Raw genomic sequence first — 26,476 nt, 5'->3', positions numbered from 1 at the left:
CAAACGCGGTCTAGATTAATCGAATCAAATTCGATTAATTGCGGAGGTGCTGGAAGTGGAGGCCGAACTTCTGTTCGTCGGAGGCACGATTCGTACGGGGGATTCGGCCCGCGGTGTCAGTGACGCATTGGCCGTTGCAGGCGGCAGAGTTGTTGCTTTGAGGGATGCGGCCAGGGCGTTGGAGTCGGCCCGTACGGAAGTTGTCGACTTGGCAGGGGGAGTGCTTCTACCGTCGTTCGGCGACGGCCATGTTCACCCGTTGATGGCTGGCCTGGAAATGCGCGGCGCCAAGATTCGTGATTGCGACAGCATCGACGAGGTAGTGCGGGAAGTGCGTCGCTGGGCGGACGCGAATCCGGACGCCGAGTGCATCTTCGGAGAGGGCGTCTCTCCCACTCTGGCGCCGGGCGGACTGTTCGACGCCCACTGGCTCGACGATGTAGTGCAGGACAGGCCCGTCGTCTTGCGCACGATGGACTATCACACCGCGTGGGTCAACAGCGCCGCGCTTCGGAGCGCCGGTCTGACGCGCGATACCCCGGATCCGGTCGGCGGGGAAATTGTGCGAACAGCTGACGGCGAGTTGCTGGGGACGCTGCGTGAATGGGGAGCGATCAACCCGGTACTGGCTCTTCTTCCCGAAGTAACACTTCACGACGGAGTCGATTCGCTTGCTGCGGCATCGAAAATGCTTGCGGCAGCGGGTATCACTTGGGTTCAGGATGCATGGACCGAGTTGGACGATGTCGAGATCTGGCTGGCCACCGCTGAAAGCGGGCGCCTGTCGACGCGAGTGAATCTGGCCTTCCGAGCAACACCCGAGAGCTGGAAAGCCGACCTACCGGCGTTTGTCGAGGCTCGGCAGAAAGTTGCAGAACGGGGCGGCGACACAGTCAGAGCCGAAACGGTGAAATTCTTCGCCGACGGTGTCATCGAGGCCGGCACGGCAGCGCTCCTTGCGCCGTACTCGGACTGCCCGCATTCGCACGGAATCAGTAACTGGACGACGGATGAACTCGGTCGGGTTGCAGCTGAAGTGGACCGGTTGGGCTTTCAGATCCATATCCATGCCATCGGTGATGCAGGTGTACGCATGGCGCTCGACGCGATCGAATACGTCGATCGATGTAATGGCCCGCGTGATCGGCGCGCCACGATCGCGCATCTGCAATTGGTTGACGGCGACGACCTTGACCGGTTCGAATCATTGGGCGTGATTGCCAATTTCCAGCCGCTCTGGGCTCAGCTCGATCCTCTGATGACGGAACTGACCATTCCGCGTATCGGCGTCGACCGCGGTGAGCTGCAATATCGCATCGGAAGTCTCGCCGAGCGAGGCGCGCGAGTGGCATTCGGCAGCGATTGGCCCATCACGGCCCACGAACCGATCAAGGGAATTGCCACCGCAATTCACCGCCAGACGTCTACAGGAGTTCCGAGCGAAGGATGGCTGCCTCGTGAACGCGTCGGCCTCGACTGGGCCCTCGCGACATATTCGGCCGGTATCGCCTATCAAGGGTTCGAAGAGAACTCGTGGGGTCGCCTCCTTCCGGGCATGCGAGCCGACATGATCCAGCTGCCCGTCGATCCCCGCCACCTTGCTTCGTCCAAGGAGCTCAGTGACCTGGTCGTGTCCCGAACCTGGTTGGCGGGTAAGCGCGTTCATTGACCTCCCGGCCGGATTCGCGACGGCTACTCGTGCACCTCATGCAAGAGGCGTCGAAAACCTGAAAGCAATGCCGTCCAGCCGAGTTCGAAGGCTTGCTCGGCCCTGGCCGGTCCCCTCGGTGCCGCGGCAAGTGCCCGAGTCAGGGCGTCGTCGGGTGTTGTCGCGTCCGCTTCGATCATGACCTCCGGTGCGGCCGCATCCAGTGCCGCTCCGAGCAGAAAATTCTCCGATGCAGTGATGACGGCCAAGATGTGGTCGTCCGGGAATCCCGCCTCGCACAGACCCGCAGCGGGAGCGCGGTACACCGACAGTGACGTGGGGTCGCGCACCGTCTCCGTGGCGAGGAGGCGGATGGAAGTGGGGTGGCGACTGAACGCGGCTCGATACGACCTCGCCCACTCGGAGAACGCTTCGTCCCATGGCAAGCGCTCAAACGACGACCCGTCGATTTCACGTACGACGCGATCACGAACCAGGTCTACGACCGCGGCGCGGCCCTTGGCGTGGTGATAGATCGACGAGACTTGAACATTCAGGTGTTTCGCCAGGTCAGGCATCGTGAAGTCGCCGTCGCGGTCGACTAGTTCCAGTGCAGCCTTTGCGATCCGTTCGCGGTCCAGGCGTGCGATACGAGGTCTACCCACGGTCCCACCTCTCTAATCGAAGTTGATTCGATTATGCCCTTGTGGCGCCGGTCACAAGGATCTATCATAATCGAAACTGATTCGATTAATCCGGTCGGTGATTCCCGTTCCTGTTTTCTCCTCGTCATGCCCCTTCCTTCACTGGAGAAGTGCCTCATGAAGAAATCTGAAACCTCGCCCACCGTGCAGCTGCAAGGAGGCGTCCTGGGCACTGCCGGGATCGTCTTCTTCGTCGTGGCCGCCGCGGCTCCATTGCTGGTGATGGCAGGGGTCGCGCCGCTGGCCTTGAACATTGCAGGCATCGGGGCTCCGGGCGGATACATCTTGGCGGGGCTCGCGTTGGGAGTGTTCGCAATCGGTTTCACTGCGATGAGCAAGTACATCCACAATGCAGGCGCCTTCTACGCCTACATTTCAGTTGGACTCGGGCCTCGCTGGGGGCTCGACGCAGCAGTACTCGCGTTGGTGTCCTACAACGCTCTCGAGATCGGAATCTTCGGGGCTCTAGGATATTTCGCCCAAACCACTATGGCGGACCTGGTCGGGGTAGATCTGCCGTGGGGATTGTGGTCGCTGTTGGGTGTTGGAGTGGTGTGGTTCCTCGGATCTCGATCGGTACACCTCGGGGCGCGATTTTTGATCCTTTTGCTGACCGCGGAGACAGGGATTCTGGTTCTGCTCGCAGGAGCGGTCCTCTTTCAAGGCGGAGCCGTCGGAATCGATGTCGAATCCTTTGCTCCTTCCAATGTTTTCAGTCCAGGCCTCGGCGGGGTGTTGACTCTGGCCTTCGCTGCGTTCATCGGATTCGAAGCCACCGCCCTGTATCGGGAGGAAGCTAAAGATCCCGCTCGGACGGTTCCGCGGGCAACGTACATTGCCGTCGCGTTCCTCGGACTCTTCTACGCATTCATGGTGTGGATCATCATTCAGGCGTACGGCCCGGATCAGGCTCTCGCGCTTGCTGCTTCCGATCCCGCCGGCATGTACTTCAACGCGATCGAGCAGTACGTCGGCGGTTGGGCGAGCACCTTGATGGAACTGTTGATCATCACGAGCATTCTCGCCAGTCTGCTCGCGTTCCACAACGCGATCACCCGCTACGTCTTTGCGCTCTCGCGTGAACGCGTGCTGCCCCGAGCGTTGGGCAAACTACATCCGGTCTACAAGTCGCCCTACGTTGCCAGCGCAGTCCAGAGTTTCCTCGCGATGGTGGTGATCGTCGTGTTCGTGATCATCGGCGCAGACCCGTACCTCGAACTCCTGCTGTGGGTGAACTCGCCAGGCATTGTCGGCATCGTCGTGCTTCAGGTCATGGCGGCCGCGGCTGTCATCGCTTTCTTCTGGAAAGATCGCCGTGGGCATTCGGTGTGGAGAGTCTTGATCGCGCCCGCATCCGCTCTCCTGATGTTGGTCTACGCAACGTATTTGATCGTTGATCAGATGGAGCTGATCACTGCCGCCGGCACGGCAGTGAACGTGGTGCTCGTTGCCGTCACACCGGTCAGCTTGGCTGTCGGCTGGCTACTCGGCTCCCGACTCGAACGACGTGACCCGGCGCAGTTCGCCCGGCTGGGAACTACCGACGTCGACGCCGGTCCTTCGGCCTGACTCGGCTTTTACTCCACCAGTGGTGTTCTCCTATTTGTTCGTCTTCGGGAGGCCAGGGGGATTGACCAGCGACTTGTCGACTGCCTCGTTGGTGATCTTCCATCGCTCGAGAACTTGCTCGTATGTGCCGTTTTCGATGAGATGATCTATCGCTTCGCTGATCGGTTGTACCAAGCCGTTGTCTTTCTTGACCAGTACACCGATCTGGCCCAACGCGGCCTCACCGGCCCCGGAGAACTGGCCGATCACTTCGCTCTCGCCAGTCTGTGCAGCGTGAAACTGCGATGACGGGTTGGGGCCGAAGTAAGCATCGATTCGACCGGAAGACAGCGGCAGGTAGTAGTCAGTGGTCTTCTGGTACACGGTGATTTCAGCGGGAGCACGCCCGGCCGCGACGTTGTCCTCGTTCCACTTCACAAGCAATGCCTCCTGATTGGTGGCAGCGCCGACTCCGATCTTCAGTCCGGCGATGTCTTCCGGCTTCTCGAGTGAGAGATTCTTGTCCCTTCTGACTTCGAATGCGAGAGTGTCGAGGCGGTACGTCGCGAAGTCGTACTTCTCTTTACGCTCTTCGGTGACCGTCACGTTGGAGATGAACGCATCTGCATCTCCCGAATCGATCCGCACTGAATTCTGCGCCCAATCCGCGACCTGAAGGTCGATTTTCAACCCGAGCACCTCTGCAATCAAATACGCGAAGTCGGTCTCGGAACCGATGACCGTCTTGTCGTCGTCGGCATAGAAGCGCAACGGCGGCGCGGTTCCAGCGTTGCCGGTGATTCGGATCGTGCCCCGGTCGCGGAACTCCTGAGGGACCTTCGCTGCGATCGAATCAACCTTGTCGGTACTGATGCGGTTCTGCTCGGCCGACAAGTTGATACCGGATGTTGTTGCACCGGAGTGTTGCTCGGTCGATTCTTCATCTGGGCTTCCGCAAGCGGTACCAAGGAGGGCAACTGTGGCCAGGGCAGAGATCAGAAGCGTCGCGGTGCGAGGACGGGTGAACATCGGGTTCCTTCCGAGAAAAGGGTTTGTCGAAGCAGGTTGTCGAGTTGAGGAAGTGTGAACTAGCTCTTCCACGCATCCACGAAGTCCACCGAGTAGAGATCGGCTTGGATGCGCAGGTCGTGAACCGCGGGAGTCGTCGCGTAGATCAACGAAGAGGCGTGCAACGGGATCGCCAGTGCCTGATCGGCAATCAGCTCCTGAATCTCCTTCAACACTTCGTTTCTCGCATCGATGTCAACGGTCTGAGATTGTTTGACCAGCAACGCATTCAGCTCGGGAGTCGAGGCGATGCCTTTGGTCGAGCCGAGAGTGGGACTGAACACCAGCAGTACGTCACCGTCGGCGCGCAAGCTCTGGAAGTAGATCGATTCCCACGTGCCGTCGGTTCTCGCGGCGTTGTCCTCGGCAGTCGAGCGAGGTTGCAAGTTCACCGCGACTCCGATGTCGCGCAGCTGAGATTGGATCAGTTCGAACTGCGATTGTGGGAGGTGGTTGCGGTAGGCCAATTCAACGGTCAGTTTCTCACCATCCTTGGTTCGGAATCCGTCACCGCCGACTGTCCATCCACTGGCGTCCAGCAGTGACTTCGCACCCGACGGATCATAGGTGTACTCGGACGAGAGATCGGTGTAGCCGGGCGCTTTCACAGACAGGATGCTGCGTGCTTTCTCGTCACTCGGTGTGTAGGTGGTATCGATGATCTGTTGGGTATCGATGCCCTTCACCAAGGCACGCCGCACGTTCAGGTCCGCAAGTACCGGCGCGAACGTGGGGTTGAGCAAGAGCGAGTCGTTGATGCCGGCAGCAATGGACGGGATGACAGTGAGTCCGGCGCTTTGTGCGCGGTCGACGTCTGTGCTCGGAATGTCGATCGCGGCGTCCAGTTGTCCTGACGTCAAACCGCCGATTCGCACCGAGGATTCGGGGACCACCAAAAAGGTGATCGAATCCAGATATGCCTCTCCCTTGTTCTTGTTGAGTGAGGATCCCCAGTGGTACCCGTCCCGACGGGCGAGTACGACCTTCGCGTTGGTCTCCAGTTCTTTCTGTACGAATGGACCTGAAGCGATAACGCCCTGGGCGCAGCGTTCTTCGGGCGTCTTCTTCAAGGATTCCGGTGCGATGATGGCGAGCGTGTCGGAGCGGGCGGCTTGAAGGAATCCTGCCGATGGTTCCGAGAAATCGAGTGCGACGGTCGAGGGGTCGAGTACCTCGGCCCCGATGAAGGTCGCGAGATGAGATTTCGCAGTGGTTGCGAAACCGCTGTCTCCCAGTCTTTTCTGGCTCTCGAAGTTATCTGCCACGACCTGTGCATCCAGACGTTCGCCGTTGCTGAAGGTAACTCCGTCCTGGAGAGTGAAGACGAATCGTCGACCGTCGTTCTGGACCTCCCAGGACGTCGCCAACCAAGGAACGATCTCCCCGGTGTCGAGATTCTGGTCGACGAGTTTGTCGTAGAGGGGATGGAACGCCGTAGCGGTTTGACCGTTCAGGGTCTTGTCGATGCACGGTGGAAACGTATTGATGGCAAAGGTCAGATCGCCCCCGGACGCGGGCTCGGAGTCCGCGCTGGCAGATGGTGTTGCAGTGCTGCAACCAGCCGCAACTGCAAGCGTCGACGCCAGGATGGCGACTCGGATCGGTGTGGATGAAAGCCGCGACGTCGTCATGGACTGAGTTCCGTTCATCGTGTGGAAGTGCGAGTGGAATCGAAGATGTTGGACCGCAAGGTCGTTCCGGTGTATTCGCGCCGGAACACGCCCCGATCTTGCAGAAGTGGCACAACGGAACTGGCGAAGTCGTCGAGCCCCCTGGGGAAGTGGGTAGCCGTCAGGATGAAACCGTCAGTTGCTCCCGATTCGAAGAGATGTGTCAACTCGTCCGCTACCTCTTGCGGCGAGCCGACAATCTCGGGAGTGAGATCGTTACGCGCGAACAACTGTGCGGCTTCGGCGATAGTGAGATCCTGGGCGTCGATCAGCCGCGCCAGACGACGCGACGGACCTTTTCCCTGATCGACGACGTCGTTGATCGGAGTTGTCGGGTCGAACTGCGACAGATCGAGTCCGGCGGAGTGGGAGACCCACTCGATTGCTGCATCCGGATGGATCAGGGATCGCAGATACTCCTGCCGTTCCTTCGCGATGCTCGTCGTCTCGCCGACTATCGGTTGCACGGCGGCGACGAGGCGCACCGAATCAGGGTCGCGTCCAGCCTCTTCCGCGTAGCCGCGAATTGCCTGGCGCTTCGCTCGAAGATCTTCCTCCAACGGGTCGATCGCAAAGACCAGATCTGCCCACCGCCCACCGAACTCGCGCCCTCGCGCCGATTCACCTGCCTGGATGAAGACCGGGCGGCCCTGAGGTGATTGTGGCAAGGTGAGTGGACCCTGCACCGACAAGTATTTGCCCTTGTAGTCGGCCGCGTGAATCTTGCTTGTGTCTGCGTATATTCCGCTGTCGCGATCGGCCAATACGGCGTCGCCGTCCCACGATGACCAGAGTGCGGTGGTCGCTTCGAGAACCTCGTCGCCGCGCTCGTACAGTTCTTCTCTCGGAAGCCGATCGACTTCGGGAAAGTTGTCGTTTGCCGGACCGGGCGCCGTCATCACGATGTTCCAGGCCGCGCGCCCACCGCTGAGTATGTCGAGGCTGCCCAGAGTTCGCGCCAGGTTGTACGGGCTGTTGAAGCTTGCCGAAAGGGTTACGCCGAGACCGATACGATTTGTTACGCCGGCCACCACTGCAGCCAACTGCGTCGGATCATGTTGAAAGCCGGTCAGCAGACCGTATTTGGTGTGGCCGTCGACGTAGTGCACACGCTCAGGTATCAGTATCAGGTCGAATTTCGCTCGTTCCGCGGCTTGCGCGTATCGCTCGTAGAGCACTCTGTCCTCGAAGGCATTCTCCGAGTACGAATGTCGCCACATTCCCGCACTGTGCATACTCGGAAACACCATGTAGGCGCCGAGGATCATCTGTCGTGTCATCGCTGGTCCGGATTCCTTGGTGTGTGATGGATGTCAGTGGAGACGGGTCGTTCGGGGTCGGCGCTCCACCCCGACCACGACGCGACGTAGACCGCGGAGCTGATGCCGACCGCTGCAAGCGCCAGTGCGTTGTGCGACGCGGCAACTCCGCCGCCGCAATAGGACACGACGGTGCCACCACGCTCTATTCCGAACTGGTGGAAGTATTCTCGTAACTCGCGGTCGGGAAGTAGGAAGCCGTTGTCGTCGAGTAGGTCAGTTGCCGGCGCTGAGATAGATCCGGGGATGTGGCCGGCGCGGAAACTGCTCGATCCTCGGGCGTCGAGCAATCTGCCGGCCGATGCCGCGCGCAGGGCGCCTTCTGCGTCGGCGAGAGTCGTGCTAGCGGTGGAAGGTGGTACGGGCATCGAATCGTTTGTCGATATGGGTTTTCGGGATGAAGCCCATGCGGACGATCCGCCGTCCAAGTACCGCACTGAACGTCCCGCCCAGCGAAGCGTGAACCACGCGCGGGCCGCAAGCAGGGGGCTGTCCGAACTGTAGACCACGATGTGAGCATCGGCGGATACTTTCAGATCGTTCAGTGTTCTTCCGAATGCGTCGAGATCGGGCAGTGGTCGATTCCCTTCAGTCCCGCCACCACTGCTTTGAAAGTCGTTGATCGACAATGTGATGGACTGCGGCGCAGTAATGATTCCGGCTCCGCCCTCGCTGTTGTCTCGTACCACGTTGACGACGACGAGCGTCCGATCGAAACGAATGAGTTCGCGGAGTTCGGTTGCGGAAACAATGACTGCGCGACGCTCGATTCCCCCTGCTTCTGGCATGAAAGATATTGTGTAACAATTGCTTCAGTCAAGAAAGAGATAAGATCGAGGCAATCTTTACTCATGGCGCCACGGCTGCCAGCACTTGTCCGGCATCGATGACATCTCCCACCGTTACTGTCACCGCCGAGACGATTCCGGGTGAGGAAGCACGAAGGGCAGTCTCCATCTTCATGGCTTCTACGACCGCGACGACATCACCTTCCGACACCCGCGTTCCAGTCTGCAGCACTGCCAGCACGGTTCCCGGCATCTTCGATGTGATCTCTCCGTCGCTGAGATCGGAATCCTTTGCTGTATAGACTTTCTCGATCACCTTCACGGTCCAGCCACCAACGCACACCCATGTACCGGTGCCGACTCCGAGGCGTCCAGCGGTGGTTGTCAAACCATCGGCGACCAGGCTGAGTGTCACTTCGTCGGTTCCGCCCCTGACGACCACCGAAATGTTCCGGCCGTCGGCGGCGACAATCCAGTGGTTGCTTCGTTGTGAGATGACCGTTGTCGGCACGACGCGGCCGTCGGCAATGAGTTCGCGTCCGATCGGGTCGGATCCCACCTTGCGCAATGTCTCTCGATGTAGTCCGTGGGGGCCGGTCCATGACGACCCGGTGACCGGCGATTGTTCCTCGACGGAAGTCCACACCATCGCAACAGCAGCGGCGGTGGCCTGGAGCTCTGCAGAATCCGGGATCAACCGAGTGAGGTGCTCGTCGACAAAGGAAGTGTGAATGTCATCCGCGCGCACAGCCGGTGTCGCCAAGAGCAGTCGGAGGAAACCGATATTCGAGGTTCCACCGAAGTAACTGGAGTCGGCCAAAGCTCGGTCCAATGATTCCAGTGCGGTTGACCGCGTCGGACCGCTTGCTATGACCTTTGCGATCATCGGATCGTAGAACGGCGCAATGCTGCCGGCACCCTCGAAAGCACTGTCGATGCGAACCGTCGACGGCCAGGCTACGTCCACGGAATGTGAAGGTGCGGGCCGAAATCCGTTCGACGGATCCTCGGCGTAGATTCTGGCTTGCACCGCGAAACCCCGCAGCGCGATATCGCGCTGCTGTAACGGCAAACGGGCGCCGAGGGCGATGTCGAGTTGCAGTTCGACGAGATCGACGCCGGTCACTTCCTCGGTGACCGTGTGTTCGACTTGCAGGCGCGTGTTGACTTCGAGGAAGTAGTAGCGGTTTTCGGCGTCAACCAGAAATTCGACGGTTGCCGCATTCACGTAGCCGACGCCTCCGAGTAGTCGCAGAGCGTCGTGCTGCATGGCTCCCAGGACCGATTCGGGGACAGAACTTGCCGGTGCCTGCTCGATGATCTTCTGGTGCCGACGCTGTAGGGAGCATTCACGGGTGAAGAAGTGAACTCCTGTACCGAAGGAATCGAAGAGGACCTGAACTTCGATGTGACGCGGACGCTCCACCAGCGTTTCGATCATCAGGTCGCCGCGGCCGAAGTTCCTTTCGTTCAAACCGATTGCAGAGGTGATGACCTCTCGTGCGTCATCACCCGGATGTAGTCGAACCATCCCCTTGCCGCCGCCCCCGAACACCGGTTTCAGCAGCACCGGCACGTCGAGAGATCGAACGTGACCGAGGACGGTATCGGGATCGGCGCTTGCCTCGCCCCACGCGGTGAGAGTCGGGATGCCGGCGTCAGCGGCGGCCTTCTTCGCTCTTGCCTTGTCTCCGAGTAGAGCGATGGATTCAGCGGCCGGACCGACGAATGTCAGACCTGCAGCGACGACGGCTTCAGCGAAATCGGAGTCTTCGGAGAGGAATCCGTAACCCGGGTGCACGGCATCGCAATCCGCGGCCAGCGCGGCCGCAATGATTTGATCCGAATTGGTGTAGGACTCCGAGGGGATGTCTCCGTCCAGAACCACGGTGTGATCGGCGAGGCGATGCCACTGTGCGTGTGAATCGACGGGGGAGGAGATCGTCACTACCGACATGCCGAGACGACGGGCCGTGCGCGCGATGCGCGTGACGATTTCACCCCGATTGGCGATGAGAAGTCGAGTCATGTTCTCACATCCTGAAGACGCCGAAGCGCGTTGTTCCGTGATTGCGGGGAAGCATGGACAGCGCGAGTGAAACCCAGGATCGCGTGTCGACCGGGTCGACGATCGCGTCCACCCACAGCCTGGATGCGACGTACACCGACTCGCCCTGCCGGTCGTAACCTTCGCGTATCGGCCGTTTGATTTCCTCGATTTCCTCTTCCGTGAGCGGAGTTCCGCGTGTGCGCGCAGATTCGATCTTCATCAATGCCATCACCGACGCTGCTTGCTCGGAGCCGACCACGGTGGTCTTCGCGTTCGGCCACACGGCCATGAAGTCAGGACCTATCGAGCGTCCGCACATCGCGAGGTTTCCCGCCCCATAGCTTCCGCCGATGACGATGCTGAGCTTGGGAACCCTGGCGCAGGCAACGGCATTGACCAGTTTCGCTCCGTGTTTGGCGATACCTTCCGCTTCGTACTGCTTCCCGACCATGAATCCGTTGACGTTGTGCAGGAACAACAATGGGATGTCTCGTTGTGAGCACAGTTCGACGAAGTTCGCGGCCTTGAGGGAGTCCTCCGAAAAGAGCACACCGTCGTTCATGATGACCCCGACGGTGTACCCCTCGATGTGGCCGGTCCCGCAGACGATGGTTCGGCCGTAATTCGCTCGGTACTCGACTAATTCGCTGGCATCGAGCAGGTGGGCCAGAACGTCGCGCGCGACGATCGGGGTTTTCGAGGAAGCCGGGATCACCGTGTCGAGCGATTCGGGGGAGTGAAGAGGTGGTCGCGGAGATCGTGACGGCGCCCGTACCTCTCGTCGATCACCGCGGGCGACGATGTCGGCGATCATGCTCAGAGCCTCGATGTCGTCGTTGGCGATGTGATCGACGACGCCGCTGATCACCCCGTGCACGTCGGCGCCGCCGAGCTCTTGCGGTTCGACGTCGACACCGGTTGCAGCCTTGACCAACTGAGGGCCGCCCAGATAGACGGTGCCGGTACCGCGGACGATGACGGTCTCGTCGCACATCGCTGGGATGTATGCACCTCCAGCCGTGCAGGAACCCATGACCGCTGCGATCTGAACGATGCCGTCCGCCGACATTTCGGCGATGTTCTTGAACATCTCGCCGAAATGGTGCTCGTCGGGGAAGATCTCGTCCTGCATCGGAAGGAAAACACCTCCGGAATCGACGAGATAGACACACGGCAGCCTCAGCCGACGAGCGACGGATTGCAATCGCAGTTGCTTCTTGACGGTCAGCGGGTAGTAGGTGCCGCCCTTGACGGTGGCGTCGTTCGCGAAGATGGCGCAGAGTGAGCCGCGGATGAGCCCTACGCCCGTGACCAGACCAGCCGACGGGAGTTGCTCCTCGTACACCTCGAATCCGGCCAGTTGTCCGATCTCGAAGAACGGGGACTGCACGTCGAGAAGAGCATCGATGCGTTCGCGAGCGGGCAATTTGCCGCGAGCCCGGTGCTTGGCGACCGACCGCTCGGGTGCCCCGTGAACGGACAAGTGTTGCGCGTCCGCAACTCGATCGCGAATTTGCTTGTATGCCAGTAAGTTCTGCTCGCGGGTACCGGGGTCGAGTTGTGCGGTGCGTTCAATGACGGGCATGGGACGTACCTACTGTCGGTTCGGAGGAAGCTGTGCGGAGGGAGAATACGAGCGCAGTCGCTGCTGCAGTGATCAGTGCGACGATTGCCGACCACACGCGTTCATCGGATGCGAGAGGTCCGACTACAGAGGCGATGCCGGCAATCCCCTGCTGTACGAGTCCGCAGTACGCGACGGCGATGGCTCCGCCTTCAGCAAAATGCGTCACTGCTGATGCTGCCGAGTTCGGGAAGAGAAGTGATTGCCCAAATGTCAGTGCGATGTATCCGAGCAGGAAGACCGCGAGCAACGGCGTGGAACCGAGTGGGGGATACCAGCAGAGCATGAGGACGAGGCCGGCAAGCAGCATGCACAGCGCACCTCGACGCATCAACTTCTCTGAACCGACGGTTGTGGCCCTTCGATTGACGTAAAGCGCGCCGCTGAAGTAGGCGGTTCCGTAGAGGATTCCGAAGGCTCCGAATGCCCACGGTTGCAGGTCGAATCGATCGCTGAACAGGAAGGGACTCGATTGCTGCACCAGCACTATCGCGCCGAAACCCAGGCCCCCCGCAATGGCTGGTTTGTAGAACTGGGGTGTCAGGACTATGGCATTCCACCGAACAACGCGTTCGTTGTTGTCGCGGACTGTGGTGTTCTCGGTCCTCAGTGCCACCGCAGCGAGTGCTGCTCCGAGTACTCCGAGCACGCCGAAGCCGGTTCGCCACGAGGTGAACGACGCGAGAGCGCCGCCGATCAGTTGGCCACCGCCCAGTGCCACCACAAATGCCATCGACAACAGCGACAATCGACTAGCCAACTCCGAACCGGTGAACTTGTCCTTCACCATCATTCGCACGATGATGGCCGCACCCCCTGCTCCGATGCCTTGAACGATCCGGCCGATCAGTAGTACGGCGGCGCTCTGGACCAAAGCCAATGCAACGCAGGCGATCACGAACAATACCAAGCTGGACAACAGTGCCGTCCTGCGTCCGAGTCGATCTGCCAACCGCCCCCACACGACCACTGGAAGTGCGGCACTGATCACGAAGAGTGTCACAGACCACTTCACCACGGAATCTTCGATGCCCAGATCCGTCGCGATCTTCGGCAGTGAAGGGAGGTAGATGGTCGTGGCCATTTGTGCTGTCAACACGACGGCACAAGCCAGAGGTGTCACTGCGACAGTGCGGTCGTCGCTCATTCCGTGACTCTTCGTAGGACGTCGGCGAAGCGCTCGATCGTTGCATGTGGAAGGTCCGCCCGAAGCATCAGTCTCAGCCCGGCTTTGCCCCGGCCGATGACAGGGAAGAAGACCGCCGATGTGTAGAAACCGCTAGCCAGCAGTTTCTGTGCTGCGGTGATGGTTTGTTCTTCCTCGTGGAGCGTGACGAAGCGGATCGGGAGTCCATCGCCCGATGCCGGCGTGTCGACGAGCGAATCGAACAGTTCGACAACCGTGCGGAGTTGCCGCTGCCGCTTGTCGACCTCTCCGCTGCGGTGGAGCTCCACGGACGCCGCAATAGCACCCAGCCCGGCTACGTTCACACGCTGCGACCACGTCAACGGGCCGCCGTAGCGAAGTGCGAGATCACGATTTCGACTGCCCCCGTTCCGACCGAGTGCGATCGCGCCGCCGGAAGCACCGAATCCCTTGTTCAGTGATGTCAGCAAGAATGTTCGATCATTGAGGCTGCCGATGAGATCCAGGACCGCGCCACGCCCGTTGTGTCCGATGGCCGAGGTGCTGTGCGCCTCGTCGAGAACGAGAATCAGTCCGTATTTGGCCTGTAATGCAAACAGTTCGTTCAGCGGCGCCTTCCCGCCTGTGCTGTAGACGGTGTCCGCCACGTATGCCACCTGAGAATTTGTTCGGCAAAGACTTTCGAGTTCATCGACGTCGTCGTGCCGAATGGTCACGATCGTCGTTTCGTCGGCGACGCTCGCCTTCATGGCATTGAGGCAGAAGTGTGCGTTCTTGTCGAACACCATGAGGGGAGGTTCACCGCCGGTGAGCAACCCGGACGCGACGAGGGGGAGCAAACTCCACGCAGCGTTTGCGGCGGATCCGAGGGTGAGCACATGTGCGTCAAGCAGTTCGCTCAACGCGGCCTCTGTGTCGTCGAGAAGGCTGGAGTGGACTCTCATCCGCGAGATGGAACTGTTCAACGTTCGTTCGCGCTCGAGAGCGGCGATCGCACCCGAACGAATTCGGTCGTCGGTGTCGAGCCCCAGATACGAGTACGTGGAGAAGTTCTCGAATTCGTATCCTTGGATCGTCCGGTGTTCGAAACCTGCGACGCGATCGGCGGTGATATCGGCCAGACCCTCACTGACTGCGCGATCCCAGAATGGGTTGCTCAAATCAGCAGCACGCCTGAGGTTGGAGTACAGATTCCTATCTTTCAAGCTCTCGGCAACCGTCATTTCGCGGCTGGTCCCTTCACTGGATTCGATAGCGGAATTACTGCGTTGATGCACTGAGATGCATCATCGTCAGTTGACATCGCTCATTGAGAACGAAAGACAATTCGATGTCAAGCATTACGGAATCGAGACGCCGAGAAAAAGGAAGAAACCCCATGGTTTGGAACTAGTTGAATCTGTAACTTAAGGCGTTGTTGCAGTTCAGTGACGGTGATGATTTATCACGATTTCCCGTGATAAATCGGATAATGCCGTGAGTCACAGACTTGTGTGCGCTTCCGCGTGATGTTCGAAGAATATTATGATCCGCATGCGTCAAAGGGTTGGCACGGAAGCGATAAGGCTTCTGTCTCATATTTTTCGAGGATCTCGTGGAGGTTCGGCAATCAGGCGATCCTGTTTCTGGAATCGATTTTCTTCTTAGTGAATTTCAAAACGTGTTAGGCCCGCTTATCGAATTCTTTACTCGTTGTATGGATGATCCGGCAATGATTCATCCTCGTCGTGACCACTTGCCGCGCAGAAGCATCAGTGCGGTAAGGGTGAGGCCCCATCCGATCGTGGACAGTGCGACGCCCACGCCTGCCTGTCCGGTGACATCAGTACTGGCGTCGATACTGAATGCTGTGGTGAATCCCGCAGCCGTGCCGGCAGCTGCAGTCAGGCCGCCTGCCTTCATCCATCGCGACCGATGTGCGGAAACGAAACACGCGAGGATCACCGTTAATCCGCAGGCAAACACCTGCCAGGGAGGAAACTGCGTCGGGGCAGGCAGGCCGGGGCCGCGGAATCCGCCTTTGTAGTCGGCTGACCAGCTGAGCCAGCCCACACAAGACAGAAAGCCCAGCGCAAAGGCCAACAGACCGGTGCGCCACAGTCCGAGTGGGCCCGATCCCGTGCGCCCGGCGTCGAGGGCGGTCGTGGAGTGCTCCACGCCAGTTCGTTCCGAACGCCAGATTGTCCAGATGATGCTTGCGCCGATAGTTGTGGGTACGCCGACGAAGATGAATGCAATCCAGAGAAACTGCGGCCAGGAAAACTCGAGATCGACAGTCATGATCGGAGTATGCGCGAACTTCGAATCCTGTGCGCCCATCTACCGATCTGGCGAGTTGCGGGTCAACCTTCCTCGACCTTCTCCACATGTGTACTTGCCGGGTCCAGGTCGATATTCCGTGCGTTGATCAGTCGAAGCCTGGGCACCGGATCGCCCGTGGTGTCGTCGATCAAGATCGAGTGTGGCTCACCGTCATCGAAGGCGTGGCGCTCTCCCCATTGCCGCAGGCTCGTGATCACGATGAACAGATCCATACCGCGTCCGGTCAAGACGTACTCGTTGCGGGTCCCTTGTTCGTTCGGTCGGACTTCGAAAATTCCTTGCTCGACAAGGGTTTTCAGCCTGTCCGTCAAGATATTCTTTGCGATGCCCAGGTTTCGCTGAAACTGACTGAACCTCGACGACCCGTCGAAGGCGTCTCGCACGATCAACAGCGACCATCTGTCGCCGATGATGTCGGCCGCTCGGGCCGTCGGGCAGTGTGGGTCCGTCCATTGCGTGCGATCAGGCATCGGGTTCCTCATTGGTTGCGTTTTGAAACTGTATTGACATAGTCTTCAAATGGTATCAAAACGCAACCAAATTGAGGTGGAAGTGACTGCACGTCAATCTGTCGAGAACGCACGGGACAAGTTCAAAATGCCGCGTGGACTTCGCCTGTTGCTCGCGGTGCTCTGCGGTGTCTCGGTAGCCAATATCTACTACGCACAGCCGCTCCTCGGGCAAATCGGTTCAGATCTTTCCATCCCTCCGGCCGGCCTCGGCTTCGTAGTCGCGCTCGCCCAAATGGGTTACGTGGTGGGGTTGATCGTGTTGGTGCCACTGAGCGATCTCGTGAATCGCAAAAAATTGATCGCAATCCAGATCGTCTCTGCTGCAACAGGAACGATGCTTGTTGCTGTGGCCGCCACGAATCTGCAACTGCTGATCGGGATGGCCGTCGCAGGCACCTTCTCGGTCGTCGTTCAAGTCGTAGTCGCCTACGCTGCGGCAATCAGCGACCCAGATGAGCGCGGCGCAAACATCGGTGTGATCACCAGCGGCGTTGTCGTCGGCATCATCCTCGCTCGAACTGTCGCCGGCGCAGTTGCGGATCTGGCAGGCTGGCGGGCGGTCTACGCCGGATCCACCTTGATTTCGGTCCTCATCGCGGCTCTCGCGTTGACGATGCTGCCGAAAGACCTTCGTTCGCAATCGGATCGGGGTTCGTATGCGCGTGCCATGGGATCGGTCGTGACATTGACTCTTACGAACCGACTATTTCGCACGAGGGCTCTGATCACCCTGTTCCTGTTCGCGTCCTTCGGTGCGCTCTGGAGCGGTATGGCATTACCACTGAGCGAGGAGCCATGGCGATTGTCGACCACACAGATCGGGCTCTTCGGAATCGCCGGATTGGTCGGAGCATTGGGCGCGGTCGGTGCCGGACGTTGGGCCGATCAAGGCAAAGCCCAACGCGTCACCGGGGCGTCGTTGGTCGTTCTCTTGCTGTCGTGGGTTTTCAACGCGCAGGCGACGCACTCGCTGGTGTTACTCGTAGTCGGTGTTGTTGCTTTGGACTTCGCCGTGCAGGCTGTTCATGTCTCGAGCCAGAACCTGATCGTCGCGGATGAACCGGAATCGGCCGGGCGGACCATCGGTAGTTACATGGTGTTCTATTCGTTGGGCAGCGCGGCTGGGGCGGTTTCCACCACTATGGTTTTCGACGCGGCAGGGTGGGGCGCTGCAAGTATTCTCGGCGGCGCCTACGCGTTTGCAGCCTTGATCGTGTGGACGGTCGATCGATTGCGGACCCGCAACACCCTAGGGAGCTGGGAGCCACGTCCTGGCCGCGACGACCAAGGCGTTCACACCGATGGTCAGGGTCGGCTCGATCACGGGAGCGTAGTGCGGGGAGTGGTTCGACGGCACGGTTCGCAAAGCCGGATCGGTCATGTCACCTGTCGTGAACAGTGAAGGGTCGGTACCGCCCAACAACCAGTATGAGAGTGGCGCACCGGCACTGGTCGCGAGAATGCCGACGTCTTCACTACCTGCTCCCGCACCGGGATCGAGAATCTTGTTCGTCCCCAACCATTCGGCGAAGGCATCGAGTGTCTTGTCCAGCGCCGCCGGGTCATTGACGACGATCGGAAAGTGCTCCGTCTCGGTGATGGTCGGTGGGGTGGGAGCGCCGGCGGTGGCCGCTTCGCCCTGGACGATGCGGTCGACGCTATCCAGGATGCGCTGACGCACAACTGCGTCGTAGCTGCGGATGTTGAGTTGCAGTTCTGCTTCGCCGGGAATGACGTTGGCGGCATCTCCAGCATGGATGGAGCCGACGGTGAGGACAGCTGTTGCAGTACTCGGGACCTCGCGTGAGATGACAGTTTGCAAACGCAACACGGTTTCGGCCGCCATGACCACGGGATCGACCGAGTTCTCCGGCATAGATCCGTGGGCGCCCTTTCCGACCAGTCTCACACGAAGTGAGTCCGATCCCGCATACGAGGGGCCGGCGTGCCCGGCGATCGTGCCTGCCGGTAGCGGCGATACGTGTTGGCCGAGAACGATGTCGGGCTTCGGGAATCGCTCGAACAGTCCGTCGTCGACCATGGCTTGCGCACCCGCGCCAAGTTCCTCCGCCGGTTGGAAGACGAGGACAAGAGTGCCGGACCAGGTCGTCGTGTCCTGCGAGAGGATCCGGGCTGCACCGAGTAAGCAGGTCGTATGCAGGTCATGGCCGCACGCGTGGCTGACCGAGACGGTCTTCCCCTGGTCGTCGGTCGTTGTCACGGTGCTGGCGTAGTCCAATCCGGTTTCTTCCCGAACCGGGAGGGCGTCCATGTCCGCACGCAGCAGCGCTGTGGGGCCCGCTCCGTTCTTCAGGACTCCGACGACTCCGGTTGTCCCGACGCCGGTAGTCGTGTCGAATCCCAGTGCTGTCAAATGTCCTTCCACCAGACTGGATGTTCGATGCTCGTGAAATCCAAGTTCCGGGTTGCCGTGGAGGTCTTTGTACAGGTCGATCAAATCCAGATCCACTGCGATCGTTTCGTGCACTGACGAGGTCATGAGAGTCCTCTCGGTAGCGTCTTTTCAGGCTAACCGGGATGACGGGTCGGTAAACAGGACCTTAGGCCCCACCACGTCCGCGATGCGGAGTTCTGGTGCTACGGCACGTAGAACGATGCGACACCTGGGGTGATGATGGATCCGGCCACAGACGTCACGGCGACAGCGACTTGACCGGTCCCGGTCTGCACGATCGCCCCTGCCGGGACTCCGTTCAGACCGTCCGAGAGACGAGCGGAGCCGGAGACCCCGGTCGAAAGGTTCAGCCAGCGCACTTCGGACGAGAGCAGGCATCCCCAGCGGTCTTCCTTGCCCCCGGTGATCGTCACCGTGCCGGGTAGTTCGCCGACTACAGCTACGCAGCGGACCGCCGGCGCATCGAAGCTGCCGTTCGGGTTGCCGTACGGCGCAGGGTTGATCTGGAATGGAATGGTCACCGCAGCGGATGCGAGCGCTACCGACGTCAGAGCCGACGTGATCACGACGGATGTGCAGACGCTCAGTCGGCGAACGAGATTCATCACGGAGGCCTCCAGCCATATCCAGGCGATTTGCTTATTCCCCGACATAACGTCTTGGTCGTAACTTCCCTTCTTGCACCGCCGCATTGAAGACGACAGCCTCACCATATCCGGTTGCACAGGAGAATTCAGGTACTCGTCGCTATTCGATACCTGTAGCGGCCTCAGATGCCGTCCGTCGAACCGCTCGAGGGGATCAGAACGCGCGGATTCAAGATGTTGTTGGGGTCGACAGCGTTCTTGATGGTCCTGTTCAGTTTGCTGACGACGGGATCGAGCGAGTTCGACAAGCGATCTCGTTTATCTTGTCCTACACCATATTCTGTTGCTGCGAATCCGCCCAGAGTGCTCACGAGTTGATAGATTTCTTGTCGTGCCGCGGAGGCGGATTCAGCGGCGGCCACGTCTCCGATGGGGTAGTTGAGGACTGGGTGCGTGAGCTCGTCGGCTGCGTGGGTGTAGCTGACGATGGTGGTGCTGTAGCGCTTCGCGATGTCGGCTATACCGTCGGTGAGCTCGGGCAGTCTGTCGATGGGTACCGCGACGTCGTCGCCGATGACCACCCCTTTCTGCTCGAAGGCTTCGTAAACGGCATAGCGGGGGCGGATGAACAGTTCGCCTTCGTGAGGGTCGTCGGTAGCGTATGTAGCTGTGGCTCGATGCTTTTCGCAGAGAGTGCTCATCAAATTCATCTCTGTCTCTGCGCCGTTACCGGCGTCGGATCGCCCGATCAGGAGTGCTCCGGCATCGGTGTCCAGTTCCATGTTGAGGAATTCTTCCGCCACCTTGATGGCTGCGTTGTCGAGGATTTCGAGTTCTGAAGGGCGTATAGAACTTGTGATATCTCGGGCAGCGGCAACTGCGTCGGCCATGAGTGGAAAGAAGGCCACCAATGTGTGGGGAGTCGGAGGCTGAGGGATGAGTCGCAGCGACAGTTCGGTTATCACACCGAGCGTTCCTTCACTGCCGACGAATAGCTTGGTCAACGCAAGCCCTGGGGTGTCTTTGATCCGTTTTCCGCCCAGTTCGGCGACGGATCCATCAGGCAGCACAACCGTCATACCCAGGATGTAATCACTGGTGACGCCGTATTTTATGCAGCACGGTCCGCCTGCGTTGGTGGCGGCATTACCGCCGATGGAACAGATTTCATAAGACGACGGGTCTGGTGGATAGTACAAACCTTCGCGCGCGGCAACAGCCTTGACGTCATTGGTGATTGCCCCTGATTCGACGATCGCGGTTCGTGACGAGACGTCCACTCGAATAGATTTCATTCGCTCGAGGCTGAGGGTGATAGCGCCGTCGACGGCGGTGGATCCGCCGACGACGCTCGTGCCGGCGCCCCGTGGAATGACCGGGACATTGTGACTGTTGGCGAAGCGCAAGGTCTCCTGGACATCTGCCGTCGTCGAAGCACGTACGACGGCGATCGGAGTGCCGGCTGCGGGATCAAAACTCCAGTCCTGCCGATAGGACTGGAGTAGATCTGGATCTGTGATCATCGCACCCGGCGACAATCGTCGGGCGAGCGTGTTCAAAGCGTCGACATTGACCATGATCTGGCTTCAGCCTTCCGATCCGAGATGTGAAACTCATTGTGTCCAGGGCATGTCCGTGGACCTAAGAGTTGAAAGTTAGTATCTCGAGTGCGGTTGAGATCCACCGAATGTGGCGTACGTCATATGTTGCTGAGGTCGGTCAGTACCTGATCGAAGGCACCGGTACGTCCAGGTGTCACTACCTTCTGAAACAGTGTCAGGACACATTCGTCAAGGGCGTCGGTTGCCGTGAGGGTTCTTCTGGTGACGATACTTCTACCGGACCATCGCCCACGTTCCATGTGTGCCAATACGATTCCGTCACGCCGGGCTGTTGCCTTTCGGCCCGAGGAATGAACGAAGAGGTATCTTCTGCCCGCGATATCGACTTCGCACAGCTTGTTCTTGCGGCGCATGGCCTTGGGTCTCTGGTCGATCAGAGTCCCGATCGTTCCGTCGGACAACCGAAGTGATGCAGGTCGGCCTTTGCGGAATGTGAGCCTTGGTCGATCCTGCTCGGCTGTTGACGATTTCCTCTTCCGCCCGCCGGAAACGCTTACTAATTCGTCGTCTGGTGCGGGAATCAGTTCGCCTTGGACGCTCCCCGACGGATCGAATATCGATACGGCCGAACCACCTTCGGCAAGGTTCACGAACCAGCCGGTCTCTGTAGGGGTGTTCCATTTCATGTAGATGATTATTCTTCATCGGTGCCGAGGAACGTCAGCAGATAGTCCGAGACGAGGATCGCAGTTGTCGGGAAAGACCTCGACGGACTCGAGCACCAAATCGCGCAGTGCATCGATCACTTCGCCTCGTGACGGAGCTTCTTCGCTGAATTCGTTGACAATCGCTTCGACGGCCAGACGATGAAGAGCCTGGTGCTGGTCGACGACGTGGCGTAGGCGGGGAAGCATGCCGCGTACGGTGTCAGGCTCGAGTGAGTGGGCGATAAATCCGACGGCTCGCCCGTCGAGGTTGCAGGTCAGGCTGTAGTAGTCGTCGTCCAATCGCTCACCGTCGGACAAGATGTAGTGCCCGCGGACAAGGGTGCCGAGCGCTTCGTCAGTGATGCCGAAGCCGGAGTCTGTCGTCACGAGAGCAGCCTAAAGGTCGACGAGGGCAAGGCGTAGTTCTGCTGAGACGGCCACAACGTCCGAACCGTGGCAGGAGCTGTTTTTCGCCAATCCACTCGCAATGTCCCGCTGACTGGGCATCCGGAACCTTCTGCGCCGCGACTGCCTTAGCGTTCTACGTCGATAACCACGTGAAGGGATTTGTTCAATGGCTAAGAATCAGGCACCCCCCGCGACACAAGCCAAGGACATCGTTGTCGATCTATTGGTGATCGGGTCCGGTACCGGCATGGCTGCCGCCCTCACCGCGAACGAACTCGGCTTGTCCACGCTGATCGTGGAGAAGACGCAGTACGTCGGCGGTTCGACGGCGCGGTCCGGTGGGGCGTTCTGGATGCCTGCCAACCCGATCTTGGCGAAAGCCGGTGCGGGCGACACCGTTGAGCGAGCGAAGACATACGTGCGTTCGGTGGTCGGTGATACTGCCCCTGCCCAACGAGGAGAAGCATTCGTCGACAACGGTGCGGCCACTGTCGACATGCTCTACCGCACGACGCCCATGAAGTTCTTCTGGGCCAAGGAATACTCCGATTACCACCCCGAACTGCCGGGCGGTAGCGCCGCCGGACGTACCTGCGAGTGCCTGCCGTTCGACGCGTCGGTACTGGGAGCGGAACGCGGTCGCCTGCGCCCCGGTTTGATGGAAGCCGGACTGCCGATGCCGGTGACGGGTGCGGATTACAAGTGGATGAACCTGATGGTGAAGAAGCCGAGCAAGGCTTTTCCCCGCATCATCCGCCGCCTGGCGCAAGGCGTTTACGGCAAGTACGTCCTCAAGCGTGAATACATCGCGGGCGGTCAGGCGCTCGCCGCCGGACTGTTCGCCGGTGTGGTCCAGGCCGGTATCCCGGTGTGGACGGAAACGTCGTTGGTTCGGCTCATCACCGAAGATGGCCGCGTAACGGGTGCAGTTGTGGTGCAAGACGGACGTGAAGTGACGGTGACCGCTCGGCGCGGTGTCGTCCTGGCAGCCGGCGGGTTCGACCACAACATGGAGTGGCGCCACAAGTACCAGTCGGAGAGCCTCGGTGAGCATGAGAGCCTGGGCGCAGAGGGCAACACCGGCGAAGCGATCGAGGCAGCACAAGAGCTCGGTGCAGGTATCGGATCGATGGATCAGTCCTGGTGGTTCCCCGCGGTGGCAAGCATCAAGGGCCGCCCGCCGATGGTGATGCTCGCAGAGCGTGCGCTGCCCGGCTCTTTCATCGTCGACCAGACCGGTCGTCGATTCGTGAACGAGGCGACGGACTACATGTCGTTCGGCCAGCGCGTGCTCGAACGGGAAAAGGCTGGCGATCCGGCCGAGTCGATGTGGTTTGTTTTCGACCAGGAGTACCGCAACAGCTACGTGTTCGCAGGCGGTATCTTCCCCCGCCAGCCGCTTCCGCAGGCGTTCTTCGAGTCGGGCATCGCGCACCAGGCGAGCAGTCCGGCCGAACTCGCCCGAAAGGTCGGTCTCCCCGAGGATGCGTTTGCCGAGTCCTTCCAGAAGTTCAACGAGGCCGCTGCTGCAGGTAGCGATGCGGAGTTCGGTCGCGGCGGCAGTGCATACGATCGGTACTACGGCGACCCGACAGTGTCTCCGAACCCGAATCTGCGCCAGCTCGACAAGAGCGCCCTCTATGCGGTGAAGATGACGCTCAGCGACCTGGGCACCTGCGGCGGTGTGCAGGCGGACGAGCATGCACGCGTGCTTCGTGAGGACGGCAGCGTCATCGACGGCCTGTACGCGATCGGCAATACCGCGGCCAACGCATTCGGTCACACCTACCCAGGCGCCGGCGCGACGATCGGCCAGGGGCTGGTTTACGGATACATCGCGGCCCATCACGCAGCAGAGAAGTAGCTCAAACCGTAGATGCACTAGCTAGTAGATCGACCTGACGGGAGATCAGCGCGCGTTTCCGATGCCGGACGTGCACTGGTCTCCCGTTCGGCGTGTAGCAGCAATGCCAGCTGTATGTCCCATCTCGGTAACGCTGACGTGCCGGGTGACCGAGGCGCGGTATCGTCTCCAGAAGTGATGTGAGGCACTGATTTTTTCACCAGATGCCGTGGAATGAAGTGGCGCCTGATATCGACCGGTCGGGTCGAAAGCGCAAAAACAGGTACGTACCCAGGTAATTCAACCGTGGCGTGGAGCGTCGTGAAGCGACAGCGTATGAGGTGATTCCTCATCCGCAACGCAAGGATCTCCATGTTCCACCCCATTTCCGACCATCCGGGTAGACACCCACCCTGTCGATCTTCGAACGAAATGCCCTCAGTTCGGTCCGGCATTCGTAGTCCTCGATCAACGATCGATTCAGGCACTGCCTCGATGTAAAACCCGTATCTCCTGTGCTGTCACCAGGAGATACAGACCTGCGGGTCTATGCGCGCGATCGCGTTCGAGAGTGGTCACCGTACTTCTCTCCATGGCGCAATCCGAAAATTTCACTCCAACGGAGTCTCGGTGCGATGCACCGCGTAGCTCAGCACGTACTGAGTGCTGTCTGGCGGTAGAGCCTGCGCCGGCTCCGAGCACATCAGTCAAGGAAAATATGAGTAAGCACAGAAAACACAAGCCTTCCAGCACAAAACGATTCATCGCCGTAACTGCAGGACTGGGCGCCCTTGTGGGGGCCGGAGCAGTTGTCAATGCAGGTACCGCCGGTGCGCAGGGCTGGTCGGCGAGTTGCAGTTGGGAGTGGCCGGTAAGCGGATCACTTTCGCAGGGGTACCACGCGGGACATGACGGAGTCGACTTCGCTGTCAACGTCGGCACCGCGCTTCACGCGCCGACATCGGGCACGATTTCTGTTGCCGGACCCAATGATCCGGGTGGATACGGAACGTACATCCAGTTGGAAGCGGACAGTGGCGAGCAGATTCAGATGGGCCACCTCTCCGAAACCTGGGTCGGTGTGGGGCAGCACGTCGAGGTAGGCGACCAGATCGGGGCAACGGGTAACACCGGTAGCTCCACCGGTCCACATCTGCACCTCCGCATTCACAGTGGTGGCGCCGTCGATCCCATGTCCTTCCTGAGTTCGATCGGGGCGTGCGATACCGGGTCGAGTATCGTGCCCGCACCCGCACCCGCACCCGCACCCGTGCCGGCACCGGAAGTAGCACCCGAATCCGCACCGGAACCGGCGCCAGTTCCCGTTGTCTACTCTGAGGCAGCCGAATCTGCACCGGTAGAGAGCATTCCGGAGTCGAAGGCTCCAGTGTCTGGCGAAGAGGTAGTCGTTGCGGCCGGTGATACGTTGTTCGACCTCGCTGCAGAGCGAGGTCTCACCTGGCAGCAGCTGTGGGACATCAATCCACAGATCGCCGATCCCGACCAGATCTTTGTGGGCGACGTAATCAATCTGTGAGAGTGGATAATTCGATACTGATCCTGGGATGAGTCAACGATTCGTATACGACCGGTTCCAGTACCCGAGTTAACTCCGAGTTCCAGTTGGTGCGCGTGAGCGCTGCAGCCGGGCCGTGCATTTCACGGTCCGGCTGTTTGCGCGCTCCGAGAAGTGATTCCTACCGAAGTGCTGATGCGTGGCGGTTCGCTTCTTGGGCAGCCACGGCCAATCGCGGGGGATCTTGCCGATACTATTGAGCCCGTGAACCGGTCCGCGATCACCTCCCTACGTCGACGTTGGTCAGATGAGGGCGTCGACAATTTACGGGCGCAGCTGCTCGATCAGTCGCGGATCGTCAAGCCGCCCCACACTCTCGTCTCCCCATGGGCGGAGACCGATGACGGGCTGATCGACGTGCGTGGCCTGACAGCGGGTAGCGGTGGATTGGACATCCGGTATCTCACGTTGGAACGGATTGATCTGAGTTTCGCTCGGGGTGCGATCTCCGTCTTCGAATCCGAACTATTCGACTGCCGTTTCGATTTCGTTGCACTGACCGGACAACCCCGTTTCAATCGCCGATTCGAACGGTGCAGTTTCCGGGGTGCCACGCTCTCGCGTCTGGCGCTCGGACCGAGGGTGGTCGATTGCGATTTCACTGGAGCCAAAGCACGCGGGCTCCGCTCCGTGCCCAATACTGTGTTCGAACGATGTGCATTCGACGACACAGACCTGCCTGGTGCGCAGTTCGCCGATACCTCTTTCGTGGAGTGCACTTTCGGCGGCGCACGATTCTCGGCGGCCACGAGTTTTGTGCGGTGTTCCTTCACCCGGACCGCTGTCGAGTTCTCCGAGGCGCGAGTGTCGCGAACAACATGTGACGGCACCGCGATTCCGGATCAATGGGCAGGTGAGGCTGATTCAGCAGTCGCACTGGAGCGGTATGCCGGTCGATATGCCCGAGCACTCGGCGTGGGGGACACAGAGGGTATGGCCCTCGATCCTGAAATGGATGATTCGTAAAGGGGGCAGAT

The 26,476-nt window shown here is 60.0% G+C and carries 21 protein-coding genes and 1 pseudogene; 6 read left to right on the top strand and 16 right to left on the bottom strand.

The annotated features are described in order from the left end of the window. The first annotated feature begins 55 nt into the window (after positions 1 to 55). Positions 56 to 1,669 (top strand): amidohydrolase, encoded by a 1,614-nt coding sequence (locus EEB12_RS09445; protein WP_141487673.1) that lies wholly within the window; start codon positions 56 to 58, stop codon positions 1,667 to 1,669. Between the two features lie 23 nt (positions 1,670 to 1,692). On the opposite strand, the gene EEB12_RS09440 is transcribed toward EEB12_RS09445, so the two are convergent. Continuing rightward, the gene (locus EEB12_RS09440) at positions 1,693 to 2,313 is read right to left on the bottom strand and encodes a TetR/AcrR family transcriptional regulator (protein WP_029254655.1); all 621 of its coding nucleotides are present in this window, start codon (positions 2,311 to 2,313) and stop codon (positions 1,693 to 1,695) included. Positions 2,314 to 2,469: 156 nt separating this feature from the next. Between EEB12_RS09440 and EEB12_RS09435 the strand changes: the two genes are divergently transcribed. Further along, positions 2,470 to 3,921, top strand: a complete 1,452-nt coding sequence (locus tag EEB12_RS09435; RefSeq protein ID WP_141487672.1) for an APC family permease — start codon at positions 2,470 to 2,472, stop codon at positions 3,919 to 3,921. 30 nt (positions 3,922 to 3,951) lie between these two features. Here the strand turns inward: EEB12_RS09435 and EEB12_RS09430 are convergent, their stop codons facing one another. The 10 genes from EEB12_RS09430 to EEB12_RS09385 form a co-directional block, all read right to left on the bottom strand. Beyond that, positions 3,952 to 4,929 carry an ABC transporter substrate-binding protein gene (locus tag EEB12_RS09430; RefSeq protein ID WP_141487671.1) on the bottom strand — a complete coding sequence of 326 codons (978 nt, stop codon included), beginning with the start codon at positions 4,927 to 4,929 and terminating at the stop codon, positions 3,952 to 3,954. A 59-nt stretch (positions 4,930 to 4,988) separates the two neighbouring features. Beyond that, positions 4,989 to 6,599, bottom strand: a complete 1,611-nt coding sequence (locus EEB12_RS09425; protein WP_181447616.1) for an ABC transporter substrate-binding protein — start codon at positions 6,597 to 6,599, stop codon at positions 4,989 to 4,991. 14 nt (positions 6,600 to 6,613) lie between these two features. Continuing rightward, on the bottom strand, positions 6,614 to 7,918 hold the full coding sequence (locus tag EEB12_RS09420) for an NtaA/DmoA family FMN-dependent monooxygenase (protein WP_141487669.1): 1,305 nt from the start codon (positions 7,916 to 7,918) through the stop codon (positions 6,614 to 6,616). Further along, complete coding sequence (locus EEB12_RS09415) at positions 7,915 to 8,745, bottom strand: sulfurtransferase (protein ID WP_141487668.1); 831 nt, start codon at positions 8,743 to 8,745, stop codon at positions 7,915 to 7,917. Before EEB12_RS09415 ends, EEB12_RS09420 begins: the two co-directional genes overlap by 4 nt. Before the next feature lie 61 nt (positions 8,746 to 8,806). After that, entirely contained in the window at positions 8,807 to 10,774 is a 1,968-nt protein-coding gene (locus tag EEB12_RS09410) for an acetyl/propionyl/methylcrotonyl-CoA carboxylase subunit alpha (RefSeq protein ID WP_029254660.1), read from the bottom strand. Positions 10,775 to 10,778: 4 nt separating this feature from the next. Beyond that, positions 10,779 to 12,380 (bottom strand): carboxyl transferase domain-containing protein, encoded by a 1,602-nt coding sequence (locus EEB12_RS09405; protein ID WP_029254661.1) that lies wholly within the window; start codon positions 12,378 to 12,380, stop codon positions 10,779 to 10,781. After that, positions 12,367 to 13,566 carry an MFS transporter gene (locus EEB12_RS09400; RefSeq protein WP_029254662.1) on the bottom strand — a complete coding sequence of 400 codons (1,200 nt, stop codon included), beginning with the start codon at positions 13,564 to 13,566 and terminating at the stop codon, positions 12,367 to 12,369. Before EEB12_RS09400 ends, EEB12_RS09405 begins: the two co-directional genes overlap by 14 nt. Next, a complete protein-coding gene (locus tag EEB12_RS09395; protein ID WP_141487881.1) occupies positions 13,563 to 14,789 on the bottom strand; it encodes an aminotransferase class I/II-fold pyridoxal phosphate-dependent enzyme in 1,227 nt (408 codons plus the stop codon). Before EEB12_RS09395 ends, EEB12_RS09400 begins: the two co-directional genes overlap by 4 nt. A 493-nt stretch (positions 14,790 to 15,282) precedes the next feature. Then, positions 15,283 to 15,885 carry a hypothetical protein gene (locus EEB12_RS09390; protein WP_113682254.1) on the bottom strand — a complete coding sequence of 201 codons (603 nt, stop codon included), beginning with the start codon at positions 15,883 to 15,885 and terminating at the stop codon, positions 15,283 to 15,285. 23 nt (positions 15,886 to 15,908) lie between these two features. Next, positions 15,909 to 16,358, bottom strand: coding sequence for a winged helix-turn-helix transcriptional regulator (locus EEB12_RS09385; protein ID WP_020968694.1), 450 nt, complete (start codon positions 16,356 to 16,358; stop codon positions 15,909 to 15,911). A gap of 49 nt (positions 16,359 to 16,407) precedes the next feature. Here EEB12_RS09385 and EEB12_RS09380 point away from each other — a divergent pair. After that, a pseudogene (locus tag EEB12_RS09380) lies at positions 16,408 to 17,592 on the top strand (MFS transporter); the annotation flags it as partial. Positions 17,593 to 17,649: 57 nt separating this feature from the next. Here EEB12_RS09380 and EEB12_RS09375 read toward each other — a convergent pair. The 5 genes from EEB12_RS09375 to EEB12_RS09355 form a co-directional block, all read right to left on the bottom strand. After that, complete coding sequence (locus EEB12_RS09375; RefSeq protein WP_141487667.1) at positions 17,650 to 18,900, bottom strand: amidohydrolase; 1,251 nt, start codon at positions 18,898 to 18,900, stop codon at positions 17,650 to 17,652. A gap of 98 nt (positions 18,901 to 18,998) precedes the next feature. Beyond that, a complete protein-coding gene (locus tag EEB12_RS09370) occupies positions 18,999 to 19,421 on the bottom strand; it encodes a hypothetical protein (protein WP_029537826.1) in 423 nt (140 codons plus the stop codon). Between the two features lie 164 nt (positions 19,422 to 19,585). Continuing rightward, complete coding sequence (locus EEB12_RS09365) at positions 19,586 to 20,980, bottom strand: FAD-binding oxidoreductase (protein WP_020906518.1); 1,395 nt, start codon at positions 20,978 to 20,980, stop codon at positions 19,586 to 19,588. Positions 20,981 to 21,102: 122 nt separating this feature from the next. After that, positions 21,103 to 21,651, bottom strand: a complete 549-nt coding sequence (locus EEB12_RS09360) for a hypothetical protein (RefSeq protein ID WP_020968698.1) — start codon at positions 21,649 to 21,651, stop codon at positions 21,103 to 21,105. A gap of 15 nt (positions 21,652 to 21,666) precedes the next feature. After that, a complete protein-coding gene (locus tag EEB12_RS09355; protein ID WP_020968699.1) occupies positions 21,667 to 22,059 on the bottom strand; it encodes a hypothetical protein in 393 nt (130 codons plus the stop codon). A 187-nt stretch (positions 22,060 to 22,246) separates the two neighbouring features. Here EEB12_RS09355 and EEB12_RS09350 point away from each other — a divergent pair, with 187 nt between their 5' ends. The 3 genes from EEB12_RS09350 (at position 22,247) to EEB12_RS09340 (ending at position 26,465) form a co-directional block, all read left to right on the top strand. Beyond that, positions 22,247 to 23,944, top strand: coding sequence for a 3-ketosteroid-delta-1-dehydrogenase (locus EEB12_RS09350; protein ID WP_020906521.1), 1,698 nt, complete (start codon positions 22,247 to 22,249; stop codon positions 23,942 to 23,944). Between the two features lie 697 nt (positions 23,945 to 24,641). Then, positions 24,642 to 25,460 (top strand): peptidoglycan DD-metalloendopeptidase family protein, encoded by an 819-nt coding sequence (locus EEB12_RS09345; RefSeq protein WP_225320302.1) that lies wholly within the window; start codon positions 24,642 to 24,644, stop codon positions 25,458 to 25,460. Positions 25,461 to 25,703: 243 nt separating this feature from the next. Beyond that, on the top strand, positions 25,704 to 26,465 hold the full coding sequence (locus EEB12_RS09340) for a pentapeptide repeat-containing protein (protein ID WP_021333876.1): 762 nt from the start codon (positions 25,704 to 25,706) through the stop codon (positions 26,463 to 26,465). Positions 26,466 to 26,476 lie beyond the last annotated feature (11 nt).

It is taken from the genome of Rhodococcus sp. WS1, assembly GCF_003797745.1.
Taxonomy (GTDB): domain Bacteria; phylum Actinomycetota; class Actinomycetes; order Mycobacteriales; family Mycobacteriaceae; genus Rhodococcus_F; species Rhodococcus_F erythropolis.
Note: the sequence above shows the minus strand (reverse complement) of the source record. Positions and strands in the feature narration are given on the sequence as shown.